Annotated in this window: 9 protein-coding genes; 6 read left to right on the plus strand and 3 right to left on the minus strand. The window is 51.6% G+C overall.

The window, feature by feature from the left end:
* Window positions 1-174: 174 nt before the first annotated feature.
* The gene (gshA, locus tag JW499_RS08120; protein ID WP_205210133.1) at window positions 175-1740 is read right to left on the minus strand and encodes a glutamate--cysteine ligase; all 1566 of its coding nucleotides are present in this window, start codon (window positions 1738-1740) and stop codon (window positions 175-177) included.
* Window positions 1741-1899: 159 nt separating this feature from the next.
* Window positions 1900-3336 carry a pyruvate kinase gene (gene pyk / locus JW499_RS08125; RefSeq protein WP_205210134.1) on the minus strand — a complete coding sequence of 479 codons (1437 nt, stop codon included), beginning with the start codon at window positions 3334-3336 and terminating at the stop codon, window positions 1900-1902.
* A 264-nt stretch (window positions 3337-3600) separates the two neighbouring features.
* On the opposite strand from pyk, the gene JW499_RS08130 reads away from it, so the two are divergent.
* Together JW499_RS08130 and JW499_RS08135 are read left to right on the plus strand one after the other, a co-directional pair.
* On the plus strand, window positions 3601-5844 hold the full coding sequence (locus tag JW499_RS08130; RefSeq protein ID WP_205210135.1) for an ATP-binding protein: 2244 nt from the start codon (window positions 3601-3603) through the stop codon (window positions 5842-5844).
* A gap of 30 nt (window positions 5845-5874) precedes the next feature.
* Complete coding sequence (locus JW499_RS08135) at window positions 5875-7251, plus strand: sigma-54-dependent transcriptional regulator (RefSeq protein ID WP_205210136.1); 1377 nt, start codon at window positions 5875-5877, stop codon at window positions 7249-7251.
* An 87-nt stretch (window positions 7252-7338) separates the two neighbouring features.
* Here JW499_RS08135 and JW499_RS08140 read toward each other — a convergent pair whose 3' ends face one another.
* Window positions 7339-8934, minus strand: a complete 1596-nt coding sequence (locus JW499_RS08140) for a methyl-accepting chemotaxis protein (protein WP_205210137.1) — start codon at window positions 8932-8934, stop codon at window positions 7339-7341.
* Between the two features lie 409 nt (window positions 8935-9343).
* On the opposite strand from JW499_RS08140, the gene JW499_RS08145 reads away from it, so the two are divergent.
* The 4 genes from JW499_RS08145 (at window position 9344) to JW499_RS08160 (ending at window position 13234) form a co-directional block, all read left to right on the plus strand.
* On the plus strand, window positions 9344-10327 hold the full coding sequence (locus JW499_RS08145; protein ID WP_091360296.1) for a TRAP transporter substrate-binding protein: 984 nt from the start codon (window positions 9344-9346) through the stop codon (window positions 10325-10327).
* A 237-nt stretch (window positions 10328-10564) separates the two neighbouring features.
* Window positions 10565-11149, plus strand: coding sequence for a TRAP transporter small permease (locus JW499_RS08150; protein ID WP_205210138.1), 585 nt, complete (start codon window positions 10565-10567; stop codon window positions 11147-11149).
* Window positions 11146-12543: a TRAP transporter large permease gene (locus JW499_RS08155; protein ID WP_205210139.1), complete on the plus strand. Its 1398-nt coding sequence runs from the start codon at window positions 11146-11148 to the stop codon at window positions 12541-12543. Before JW499_RS08150 ends, JW499_RS08155 begins: the two co-directional genes overlap by 4 nt.
* A gap of 190 nt (window positions 12544-12733) precedes the next feature.
* Window positions 12734-13234, plus strand: coding sequence for a hypothetical protein (locus JW499_RS08160; protein WP_091360488.1), 501 nt, complete (start codon window positions 12734-12736; stop codon window positions 13232-13234).
* The last annotated feature ends 40 nt before the right edge of the window (window positions 13235-13274 follow it).

Below are 13274 nucleotides of genomic sequence, written 5' to 3' on the forward strand. Positions count from 1 at the left end.
TGGTCTTGAGGAACAAGTTCATCGATGCAAACAAACTCAAGGGCGGACTGGGTTGGGGGGCGTTCTCTTAGCATGAGCCTATTATAAAAAATCCTCGTCATTTGACGAGGACTTTATCAACAGCCTGAAAGCCCTGCATTTGCAGGGCTTTTTTGTGTGTGCAACAGCGGATCTTTATTGTGCGAGGTAGTTCGCAAGATAGGTGTCAAAGTCCAGCTGATCGCTCAGTTCTATCTGCTTTTGCTCTTCGAAGGAGCTGATCGCCAGCTTTTCCAGATACTCTTGCCGTTCTATCGCCAGCCCCATGCTCAGTATACTATCCCGGTGTTTGCGACTCTGCTGCAGGATAAATGCTTCATATCCCAACCCCGATGTTTTCATGCTGTCCAGAATCTGGGCGGACGGTGTCAGTTCAGGGTTGTCCAGCTTGGCCTGCTGGGCGGATACCGCGTCCGAATAGCGGCTATCACCCGCGACCTGATCCAGAACCGTTGCTGTTTTGAGGATATCACTGAGAATCAGGTGGCCCCACTCGGGGACTGTGATCTGCTGATCGCCACGGGTCAGTGTCAGCCCTGGTTCGCGTCCCCGGTTGACTACCAGACTGTTGTTGCGGTTTATCAGCTCGCACTCAGGACTGTTGACATCGGTAGGGTCGGATAGCAGACAGGTGACCAGAAAGGCATCCATGAAATCAGCTTGCTGCTGATCGATACCCAGTGGTAACAGGGGGTTGATATCGGTATTGCGGACTTCGATATATTCCACGCCCCGTTCCCGTAGCGCATGAACGGGCTTCTCTCCTGACAGACAAACCCGTTTAGGGCGGATATCGCTGTAATATTCGTTCTCAATCTGCAGTACGTTGCTGTTGAGCTGCTTATAGCCCTGATCGGTCTTTACCCCGAGTTTCTCATACGCCGGGTAGGGCGTATTGATTGCCTGGGTCAGGGTTTTAATATAGGAATTAAGGTGGTTAAAACAGATATTCAGACCAGACTGGGCTTTATTTGAGTAGCCCAGGTCGCTCATCCGCAGAGAGGTTGCGTAGGGCCGGTAGAGCGTGTTCTCATCCCACTGTTCCAGATCGTGCTCGCGGCCACGCATAAAGCTGGATGACAGGGCCGGTGATGCACCAAAGAGATAGAGCAGCAGCCATGAGGCTCGCCGAAAGTTCCGGATCAGCTTAAAATAACCGGCAGAACGAAACTGTTGCAGATCTTCCTGACTTTGCTGTAGTTCGCGCAATACTGGCCAGAGTGTTTCCGGCAGGGAAAAGTTGTAATGGATTCCGGCGATCGCCTGCATCATCTTGCCGTAACGGTGTTCCAGACCAACCCGGTAGATCGATTTCAGGCGGCCAACATTGGAGCTGCCGAAGCGGGCGATCTGAATCGCATCATCGGATTCAATCTGACAGGGCATACTGGCTCCCCACAGCTCTTCCTCGCCCAGATGCTGATAGGTAAAGCAGTGTAGCTGCTGCAAAAACTGCAGCGCATCTGCAGATTCTCTGAAGGCCGGCGTGATGAACTCAAGCAGTGCTTCGGAATAGTCGGTGGTTATGTGACTATGGGTGAGCGCTGAGCCGAGTGAGACCGGATGCCCCGTCTGGCTGATCGCCCCCCTGGAATCAGTGCGCAGCCCCTCCTTCTCAATGCCATGAAGGATGCCGTCAAGTGCCAGAATCTGACCCTTTTCGGTGATTAATTTCAGATTCTGTTCCAGTGCCTCAGACACATCAGGATACCTTTACCGGAGAAAAAGAGCGCTATTATAGCGCAGCATGGGCTAAACATAACCCCGTAAAGAATCGGTTATTCTGAACGCGACATTCTGGGGTAAAAAAGGCCCGCTAATGGTCGTTAGCGGGCCTGGTATAGCTGTTTACTCTCTGGTCTAAGGAACCTGTAGTACCTGCATGGAGTTGGTGCTGCCGCTACCAATCACAGCGCCCCGGGTGAGCAGCACCAGATCCCCGCCGTTGAGCAGTTGTTTGGCTTTGAGATGATCTAGTACCTGACTGTTCAGATCATCGTTATCGATCCTGGTGGCATCGAACAGCATCGGTTCAACACCACGGAACAGTGTCATTCGGCTCATCGCCTTTGCGCTGCGGGTGAGAGCGTAAATCGGTACCCCGGAACGGATCCGTGACATCCAGCGGGGTGTCGAGCCGGATTCGGTAAGGCAGATAATCGCTTTCACACCGACCAGGTGGTTGGCGGTATACATCGCCGAGCGGGCGATAGTTTCATCGAAGTGTTCGCACTGCTGAGTAATACTGGTGGGGGCCGGACGTGATAGCTGGTGCTTTTCTGCACCCTGACAGATTTTGGTCATTGCCTGTACAACTTCGACCGGATAGTCTCCCGCCGCCGTCTCGGCAGACAACATCACGGCGTCGGTGCCATCGAGAATCGCGTTGGCCACATCGAAAACCTCTGCCCGAGTCGGCATCGGGTTCTGAATCATCGTCTCCATCATCTGTGTTGCGGTAATGACGACCCGATTGAGCTCTCTGGCCCGGTTGATGAGGTGTTTCTGGACGCCGATCAGCTCTGCATCGCCGATCTCTACCCCCAGGTCGCCCCGCGCCACCATGACGCCATCGCAGGCCAGAATAATATCGTCAAGCGCCTCTGCGGAGCTGACTGTTTCAGCCCGCTCAACTTTGGCAATAATCTCTGCACTGCTGCCAGCAGCATCGAGTAGCTGTCGTGCCTCATGCAGGTCGGCAGAGCTGCGGGGAAAGGATACCGCGACATAATCCATATCGATATCTGCCGCCACCAGAATATCCTGTTTATCCTTTTCGGTCAGTGCTGCGGCTGAGAGGCCTCCGCCCTGGCGGTTGATTCCCTTGTTGTTTGACAGGGGGCCGCCGATAATCACTTCGCAATTGATCCGTGTACCCTGTACATCGATCACCTTAAACTGCACCCGGCCATCATCCAGCAGCAGGATATCCCCCGGGCGGCTGTCTTCCGGCAGTGCCTTGTAGTCGATACCTACCTGGGTCTGGTCTCCGGCGTAGGAGTCCAGTGAGGAGTCCAGTGCAAAATGATCACCCACCGCGAGTTTGATTTTCTGGTCGTCTTTGAAGCGGGCGATACGAATTTTGGGACCCTGCAGGTCTCCCAGCACCGCGACGGGAATTGCCAGCTGATTTGAAATTTCACGCACTTCCCGCGCCCGGCGGCGATGATCATCCGCACTGCCGTGGGAGAAGTTAAGACGGACAACATTAACGCCGGAGCGGATCATCTGGCTAAGGATGCCAGGTTTATCGGTTGAGGGGCCCAGAGTAGCAACAATTTTGGTGCGTTTTAGCATGATTAGGATATCCGGTAGACGGTGGATTATTACCTGTTAGACTTTAGATATGGCGCTATTGCAAGATAGAGCTCTGCTAATAGTATTTCAAGCATCTGGCTGGCCGGGTGTACGCTGTGCTGTTTGTCAGCAAGCTGTAACCCGGCGCTATAAGTATTTGTAATTATATTACAGGATGGCTTTTTTTAAACCGTATTTTACGTTTATTTATCTTTTTGTTACGAATTAAAATTCATTTTTTGTAGTTAAATTACAGGGGTTGTAGTGATAAGAACACGATTGCGTCTGTTGTGGGCGCTGTTATTGACAGTAATATTTATTCTGGTGATCTATCAGACCGTAGCGATCAGTCGTGCGCGGGCGGTAGATGATCTGCAGCGAAGCGCGTCAGCCGATCTGAATCGTTATATTCTCAGTCTGCAGCAGGAACTGGATCGCTATAAGGATCTGCCAAAACTGCTGTCCACACACTCTGAACTGGTAAACCTGTTGCTGCTGCCCGGCAGTGAAGGGATTCATGGTGCTAACCTCTATCTTGAAAAAGTTAATGATACCATCGGTGCTTCAGATACCTATCTGATGGATATTCAGGGCAATACACTGGCAGCCAGTAACTGGTCTAAACCGCAAACCTTTGTTGGTCGGAACTTCTCGTTTCGTCCCTATTTCCGGGATGCAATGGAGGGGCGAAGCGGGCGTTACTTTGCTTTGGGAACAACCTCCAAGAAACGTGGCTATTTTTTCTCATATCCGGTTGAATACCGTGGCACTATTCTGGGTGTCATTGTGGTAAAAATTGATCTGAATGATATAGAGACCGACTGGAACGATCCGCTCACGGATATTCTCGTGACCGATGAGGATGGCGTTATCTTTATCAGCACCCGGGCCGAGTGGAAGTTTCGTACCCTTAAGCCTTTACCTCAGGAAGATCTGCAAAGAATTATCTCCAGTCTGCGTTATGGTGATCATCAACTGACATCTCTGTCGATCGTTGAGCGAAAAAAGTTTCAGGATAGTGAACTCGTCACTCTGATTGAGGGGGACACTATCGCCAATGGTGCGCTGGACGGTATTGAGACCCGTCAGTATCTGCAGCAGACCCGCGCAGTACCCGAGGCGGGATTCAACGTGTCAATCCTGGCGGATCTGAAGCCAGTGGATAAACGGGTACTGAGTAATGCCCTGCTGGCCGGGTTTATCTATAGTGCGCTGGTATTTCTGGTTTTGCTGCTGCTGGCCCGGCGGCGAATTGCCCGTGAGCGGGCCCGGTTTAAATTGCAGCAAACCCGGGCACTGGAACGCAGTGAAGCCCGGGTGCGGGCAATTATTGATAATACTCACGCGGGCCTGATCACTCTGGATGCGCATGGCCTTATCGAATCATTTAACCCAACGGCGGAAAAACTGTTTGGCTATCGCTCCGATGTGATCGTCGGTGAATATTTCAGCAAACTGATCGGCTATCAGGATCGGGCGGTTTGCTGGCAACATATCTCTCAGGAGAGCGGTGCCCGTCAGCCCAACGAACTGATGGTGGAGGTCAGCAGTGTGCGGGCCGATGGCTCACAGTTTCCGGTCGAGCTGATCATTGGCCGGATGTCTGACAGTAGTGTCAACCGCTTTGTTGTGACGATTCATGATATTACCGAGCGTAAAGAGAATGAGGAGCAACTGCGCGAAGCCCGTGATCAACTGGAACAACGTGTGTCCGAACGGACTGAGGATCTGACCCGGGCAAATGAACGGTTGTTGCAGGAGGTTGAGGAGCATAAGCATACTCAGAACGAACTGATTCAGACTGCAAAGCTGGCGGTGATCGGGCAGATGTCTGCGGGCATCAACCATGAGCTGAACCAGCCGCTGACCGCGATTCGTAGTTACGCGGATAATGCGCTCTCTTTTCTGAAACTGGGAAAAGTTGAGAAGGTGAGCAGTAATCTGCATGAGATCAGCGGGCTGACGGTGCGGATGGCTAAAATTATTGCGCCGCTGAAAGAGTTTTCCCGTAAAACCAGTGGTCAGGCGACGCTGGTGAGCCTGAAAGCGGTGCGTGATGGTGCCATGTCTATTATGTATGGCCGCCTTGATCGGGAAAATGTGAAAATTGAATGGCCCGATAAGCTGGATCAGATCTTTGTCCTCGGCGATATGCTGAGGCTGGAGCAGGTGGTGGTTAACCTTATCAGTAATGCGCTGCAGGCGATGGAAGGCGGCACTGAAAAATGGATTGAGATCAGTATTCAGCGTCAGCATGACCGGTTGAATCTCTGTTTTCGGGATCATGGTCCGGGTATTCCTCAGTCTGAACTGGGAAAGGTGTTTGAGCCCTTTTATACCACGAAGAAAGCGGGTCAGGGGCTGGGGCTGGGGTTGTCAATTTCTCATCGGATAATCGAGTCGATGGATGGCGAGCTGAGTGTGAGTAATCACTCAATGGGGGGGGCGGTGTTTACTATCAACCTGCCCGCTGCAGATGCGCCAGCGTCGGTTGTCGGGTTAGAATGACGATTCCCATTTCAAAGATAAGAGCCACTGATGAATCTTGAAACTTCGGTTGAACAGTTGCCACCACACCAGATCCTGCTGGTCGATGATGAAAAACATATCCGCCTGGCGGCGGCGCAAACGCTGGAGCTGGCCGGCTATGAGGTGGTCTGCGCTGATAGCGCTGAGAAAGCGCTGACCCTGCTGGACCGGGACTGGCCCGGAGTGGTGGTCAGTGATATCAATATGCCGGGGATTGATGGCCTTGAACTGATGCAGCGTATTATCACCATTGATAACGACCTGCCGGTGATTCTGATTACCGGTCATGGCGATATATCAATGGCGGTCAGTGCCATGCGGGATGGTGCTTATGATTTTATCGAGAAGCCTTTCTCCTCTGAACTGCTCAATGATGTGGTCCGTCGAGCGGCAGAGAAACGTCGTCTGACACTGGAAAACCGGGCGCTGCGTAAAGCGCTGGAAGCGCAGGGTGGCATTGGTCCAAGGATTATTGGCAACTCTCCCCGCATCCAGCAGCTGAGGGCGATGATCCAGCATATTGCGGATACTCCAGCCGATATTCTGATACAGGCTGAAACCGGTTCGGGTAAGGATCTGGTGGCACGCTATATCCATGAGCACAGCAACCGCCGGGAGAAGAATTTTGTTGCCATTAACTGCGGCGCGGTGCCGGAACATCTGATTGAGAGTGAGCTGTTCGGCCATGAGAGGGGGGCGTTTACCGACGCGAAGAGTCGGCGCATCGGTAAGTTTGAGCATGCTAACGGAGGTACTCTGTTTCTCGATGAGATTGAGAGTATGCCGCTCTCCCTGCAGGTCAAATTATTGCGGGTGCTGGAAGAGCGGGCAATTGAGCGGCTGGGTTCGAATGAGCTGATCCCCCTGGATATACGGGTAGTTGCTGCCACTAAGGTTGATCTCAAAGAGCTGAGTGAGCAGGGGGGTTATCGCGAGGATCTGTATTACCGCCTCAATGTTGTCAGTCTGGAGATCCCCCCGCTGCGGGAGCGGCGAGAAGATATTCCGATGCTGTTTCAGCACTTTGCCCTGATTGCATCTGCTCAGTATCAGAAAGAGGTGCCACAGTTGAGCGCAGAGAACATCAGGGCATTGGTGGCGCATCACTGGCCGGGTAATGTCCGCGAGTTACGCAATATCGCCGAGCGTTATGTGTTGCTGGGGCCTGCTTATCAGTTTGAAGTCGGTGCTGCGGGGGAGCATGTGACGACGGCGCAGATGACGTTGCCTGAGCAGGTTGAACAGTTTGAAAAGCTGGTGCTGGAAGAGGAGCTGTCCCGTAACAGTGGTTCGCTGAAGCTGACTCAGGAAAAGTTGGGGCTACCCCGTAAAACGTTGTATGACAAAATGAAAAAATACGGTCTGGATAAAAAAGATTATAAGTAGTGATGTGAGCGTAGCGACACTGTGTTGACGGAAGATAAAACGGCGACCTTAAGGTCGCCGTTTTTGTATGAAAAAAACAGGTGCCAATCAGAGTTTGAACTGGCTGGCGCGCTTTTCCAGTTCGTCAGCCAGATTGTTGATCTGGGCTGAGATAGCCGACAGGCGAACCACCCGTTCTTTAGCGTGGTCGCTGCCTTCATTGATCTCATTCACGGCGCCTTCGATCTCCAGTGTGGCAGCACTGCTCTGCTTAACAGACTCGGAGATGCTGTGGTTTGTTTCTGCGATCGACTCCATCTCTTTCTGAATGTTGAACAAGACAGAGGAGGTTTCCTGAATCTCTTTTACATTCGATTCGGTGGCTGCGCTTGCCTGTCCCATCACCTGGGCGGCCCCTTTGGCATTCTGCTGCAGTGATCCTATAATGCCGTTGATCTCAACAGTGGCATTCTGAGTGCGCTGCGACAGGGTGCGTACTTCATCGGCAACCACGGCAAAGCCGCGTCCCTGCTCTCCGGCACGGGCTGCTTCAATGGCTGCGTTGAGTGCCAGCAGGTTGGTCTGTTCGGCGATATCCTGAATAACGCTGAGGACCGCATCGATGTTATAGCTTTGCTGTTCCAGCTGAACAATGACATCGGTGGCGTGCTTGATCTGTTGCTGCAGTGCCTCGATCTTTTTCACTGTGCCGGTGGTGATATCCACTCCACTACGGGTTTCCTGCAATGCTTTGTCAGACGCTTTGATCGTGACATCTGCGGTGGCGGACACGTTCTGAGTGGCACCGTCCATCGCGATCATCGCATTGGTGACCGCCTCGGCGCGGCTGATCTGCTTTGCTGTACCAATATTCGCCAGCTCGGTGACATCCTTAATTTGCTGGCTGCACTGTCCCAGCATGGCGATCGATTGCACCACGTGATCGATGCTGTCATGGAAGGTTCTCAGCATGCTATTGAACGATGCAGACATCTGTCCGATTTCGTCATTGGATTCGATCTTCAGCTGTTGGGTCAGGTCGGCATTCTGTTCAATCTCGCGGATAGTGTCGTTCATTGTATTGATCGGTTTTAGCACAATGCGGTGAATCATCCAGCCCACCAGAAAGAGTGCAATGATAAACATGCCCAGTTCGACCAGCGCAATATTGCGAATGTTGGCAAAGATATGTTTATCAATATTGGCGAATGAGTAGGTAACCCGCACGGCACCCAGGATAGTGCCCTCTTCAACCGGGTGGCACTGAAGGCAGTTAGTGCCTTTATAGTCAGAGCTGGCGTGCATTGGTCGCACAACAGTCATGCGGTGGCCCTTTTCATCATCCAGCTCGACCGCAATGGTTTCACCATTCATTGCCCGTTTATCAAGGTCATCCTGGATGTGGGAGTCCGGCGTGCCTTCGCCGTACATTGAGCGAACCGGCTCGCCACGAATAATACGCGCTTCGGTGAGTTCAGGGTTGCCGAGAATCTTAGACTGCAGGGTCTGCCGGTTAGCCATCGCGCCACTCAACATCATGATGTTAATACTGTCAAAATAGGCTTCGGCGGTATTCTGGGTGTTTTTCAGGGCAATATCAGAAGACAGGTTGGTTTCACTTCGATAGATGACTGAGACGGAGGTTATAAGAACGATTAAAAAAACAAATGCCAGACTTAGGTTTACTTTAGTTTGGATCGCCATGTTGTATTATCCGCATGATTTTCGGCTCTGAATTCGTACTTAATATACCCTAACTGCTACCGTTGGTGCGACAGCCTATGTCAGCATTTTGAGTATTATTTTGCGACAACTGCGGTTGGCGTCTTGACTTTTTATCTGTACTCGCTTGTGACAGGTTGGATGGAAATTCACCCGTGAAGATCTGTTGTTTTGGGTGGATTCTCACCCATGTGTCATGACGAAATCTTTCGCTTTCAGAGAAAGGGGTTTTATTAACCATCTGATTTATAAAAGATAAAAAAATATTTTATGCCCGAGTAAAAAGTTGGCCTGCACATTGCTTTTATTAAGGTTGAGTGAATAACTGAGCGTGGGTTCTGCTGTTAGACCCGAAAAAGCGCCTGAATAATTACAAAACTGGAGAAGCAATATGCGTTTATTTTCTGCTGCCGTTACGGCAATGGCTCTGACTCTTGGTGCAACCTCTGCAATGGCTGCCCCGATTGAAATTAAATTCTCACATGTAGTGGCTGAAAACACTCCCAAAGGCCAGATGGCAACTAAGTTTGCGAAGCTGGTGGCTGAGCGCCTGCCGGGTAAAGTGGAAGTGAAGGTTTTCCCAAGTTCACAGCTGTTTGGAGACAACAAAGTTCTCGAAGCGATGCTGTTGGGCGATGTTCAGATGGCTGCACCAGCGCTGTCTAAGTTCCAGAAATATACCGATAGTCTGCAACTGTTCGATCTGCCGTTCCTGTTTAAGGATATGGCTGCGGTAGAACGTTTCCAGAGCGGCCCGGTCGGTCAGGAGATGCTGACTTCACTTGAGTCAAAAGGCCTGGTAGGTCTGGGTTATCTGCACAACGGTATGAAACAGCTGTCTGCCAGCAATCCGATCAAAGTGCCTGCGGATGTAAGCGGGAAGAAGTTCCGTATTATGACGTCTGATGTGCTGCAGGCACAGTTTGAAGCGGTTGATGCGGTACCGCTGAAGAAGCCGTTCTCTGAGGTATTCACCCTGTTGCAAACCAAAGCGATTGATGGTCAGGAAAACACCTGGTCAAACATCTACTCTAAGAAGTTCTATGAGGTTCAGCCTTACATCACTGAGTCAAACCACGGTGTACTGGATTACATGGTCGTGACTTCTGCTGAGTTCTGGAACAGCCTGGATGACGATGTCCGTGCTGAGCTGAAAAAAGCCCTGGATGAGTCAATCGCCTACGGCAATAAGATTGCAGCGCAGAAAGCCGAAGACGACAAGCAGGCGATCATCGATTCAAAACGTTCTGAAGTGATCGAGATGACACCTGCAGAGCGTGCCCAGTGGGTGACTGCTATGAAACCAGTATGGAAGCAGTTCGCTGGTGCGATCGGTCAGGACCTGATTGACGCGGCTGAAGCGTCTAACCAGTGATCTGCGTCCGGTCTCCCTCTGCGGAGGCCGGCACAACACTGCTGCAGTGGGAGTATAGGCCCCACTGCAGCCCCTCTTCACCCTAAACCACTTGTGAGGCAACACAGGAGAGTCACGTTGGCTCGGCGGGTCTTGCTGATTTGCTGCAAGGCTGTCCTGTGGTGCACGCACAATAAAAAGATCTGCAGAGTGATCTCTGTTCGCTGAACGTTGCTCTGTGGTTCTAAGGGGGCCGTTATGGTTCGTAATCTGGTGACACAACTGGAAGAGGCATTCCTCTCCCTGCTGCTGGTAGCGATGACGCTGCTGGTATTTGCCGAAGTGGTGATGCGCTTCGGATTTAACTCCGGGATCCACTGGGCTCAGGAGCTGACCCTGCTGATGGCCGCCTGGTTTGTCCTTTATGGTGCGTCATACGGTGTCAAGGTTGGCGCGCATATCGGTGTCGATGTCTTTGTTAAGCTGCTGCCGAGCAAGGCGCACCGTTTTTTTACGCTTCTGGCGATCGTACTGTGTCTGATCTATTGCGGACTATTTCTCTATGGTTCCTGGATCTATCTGAGCAAGATGAAGATGATCGGGATAGAGCTGGAAGATATGCCGGTGCCCAAATGGTTGGCGATGAGCATACTGGTGTTCGGCTTTGTTATGCTGATTGTGCGTTTTCTGCAGCTGGGCTGGAAAGTGATCACCCGAGAGGCTGATGGTTTCCACTTCAGCGATGAAGCGGAAGAAAGTATGGAGCTTGCTAAAGAGCTTCAGGGGCTGGAGTCAAAAGATCAGCCTGATCCAGATGCAAACAATAAGGAGGGGCGGTCATGACTACAGCAGCATTATTTATCATCCTGTTTGCCTGTATGTTTATGGGCATGCCGATTGCTATTGCACTGGGATTATCCAGTGTGGCAACGATTCTGATGTTCTCCCACGACTCATTGGCGTCTGTCTCTCTGAAGCTGTTTGAAGCAACGTCAGAGCATTATACGCTGCTGGCCATTCCGTTTTTTATTCTCTCTTCCGCCTTTCTCTCAACCGGGGGCGTGGCGAAGCGACTGATCAACTTTGCTGTCGACAGTGTAGGGCATATCCGCGGTGGTCTGGCGATGGCTTCGGTGCTGGCCTGTATGCTGTTTGCAGCGGTTTCCGGGTCCTCGCCTGCGACGGTTGCGGCGATTGGTACCATCGTTATTGCAGGTATGGTGCGTTCCGGTTATCCGGAATCGTTTGCGGCGGGGGTTATTGCCAATGCCGGTACTCTGGGTATTCTGATTCCACCCTCAATCGTTATGCTGGTGTACGCCGCAGCCACTGAGGTGTCGGCATCACGGATGTTTATGGCGGGCTTTATTCCTGGTCTGATGATGGGAGGCATTCTGATGATTGCCATCTATATCGCGGCCCGGATCATGAAGCTTCCCGCTGAACCGTTCCCTGGTGTGGCCCAGCTGGGCAAGTCGTTTATGATCGCTCTTGGTGGTCTGATGCTGATCATTATCGTACTCGGGTCTATCTACGGTGGTATTGCCAGTCCGACCGAGGCGGCGGCGGTGGCTGCAGTCTACGCGTATATTGTATCGGTGCTGGGGTACCGGGATATCGGTCCGATGAAAGGGATTGCCTGGCGCAACGAGGGTGAAGGGATAGCGGCAGCCGCCGCGCGTAACCTGTTGCAGATGCTTTGGGCTCTTCCAAAATCGATTCGTCATCCTGAAGTGCGTAAGGTGATTCTGGACGCCTCTAAAGTGTCTCTGATGCTGCTCTTCATCATCGCCAACGCGATGCTGTTTGCGCACGTACTGACCACTGAACGGATTCCTCATCAGATCGCTGAAACCATCGTTCATTGGGGGCTGCCTGCCTGGGGATTCCTGATAGTGGTGAATATTCTGCTGCTGATTGCGGGTAACTTCATGGAACCTTCAGCGATCCTGCTGATTATGGCCCCCATCCTGTTCCCAATTGCGATGAAGCTGGGTATCGATCCGATCCATCTGGGTATTATCATGGTGGTGAATATGGAGATCGGTATGCTTACGCCGCCGGTGGGACTCAATCTGTTCGTTACGGCGGGCATAACCGGCAAGAATATGATCTGGGTTATCAAGGCCTGTCTGCCATGGCTATGTCTGTTGCTGATGTTCCTGATGCTGATTACCTATATACCGCAGATCTCTCTGTTCCTGCCGGAGTACATTGATCAGTTGAAGGGGTATTAACTTTTAATCCGATGGGTTCTGAGTAAGAACCCTGGTATCGGTTAACTGTCGGCGGTTTATCTTCCCAATCCGGATGAGCCGCTGTTACTGGCCGTGCATCGTCATCGATGTGCGGCCTTTTTTATGTCGTCAGAAAATCTTAAATCCATTATAATTGCCGGCCTGTTTATCAATCACTGATGGATTTATTGTGTTGGGTTATATCGCTGTTGTTTGGGGATTTATCGGCATCGCCTTTATCTTTGGCAATGCTATTGTGCGCATCGGTACGATAGGTCTGGATACGTTCACCTATTCACTGAACTGGTACCACTGGGCGGCACTGGCGTTTAGTGTACTGTTTATGGGCTTTGCTGAGGGATACAAAGGCTTTCAGCGTGCCTATTCGCCCAGAGTGGCGGCGCGGCTACTCTACCTGCGGGACCATGTGACGCCGCTGCGACTGATCCTGGCTCCGCTGTTTTGTATGGGTTTTTTTCATATCCGGCGTAAGCGGATGATTATCACCTACTGCCTGTTGTTGGGGATCATTGCTCTGATACAGCTGGTGCATCTGTTGCAGCAACCCTGGCGAGGCATTATTGATTTTGGGGTTGTGGTGGGCCTGAGCTGGGGAACAACTTCGATTTTACTGTTTGTGCTGAAAGCATTTTTTACCGATAAATTCAGTCACTCGCCAGAAATGCCGTAAATAAACTGGCAGGCAGATCCGGACAAAAAACGCACCCGTT

This window comes from Amphritea pacifica (genome assembly GCF_016924145.1).
GTDB classification, from domain to species: Bacteria; Pseudomonadota; Gammaproteobacteria; order Pseudomonadales; family Balneatricaceae; genus Amphritea; species Amphritea pacifica.

What these genes read in the sequence shown, in the direction of transcription:
- pyk (WP_205210134.1), bottom strand. Translation starts at nt 3,336, where the DNA reads ATGCTAAAACGCACCAAAATTGTTGCTACTCTGGGCCCCTCAACCGAT.
- JW499_RS08135 (WP_205210136.1), top strand. Translation starts at nt 5,875, where the DNA reads ATGAATCTTGAAACTTCGGTTGAACAGTTGCCACCACACCAGATCCTG.
- JW499_RS08140 (WP_205210137.1), bottom strand. Translation starts at nt 8,934, where the DNA reads ATGGCGATCCAAACTAAAGTAAACCTAAGTCTGGCATTTGTTTTTTTA.
- JW499_RS08145 (WP_091360296.1), top strand. Translation starts at nt 9,344, where the DNA reads ATGCGTTTATTTTCTGCTGCCGTTACGGCAATGGCTCTGACTCTTGGT.
- JW499_RS08150 (WP_205210138.1), top strand. Translation starts at nt 10,565, where the DNA reads ATGGTTCGTAATCTGGTGACACAACTGGAAGAGGCATTCCTCTCCCTG.
- JW499_RS08155 (WP_205210139.1), top strand. Translation starts at nt 11,146, where the DNA reads ATGACTACAGCAGCATTATTTATCATCCTGTTTGCCTGTATGTTTATG.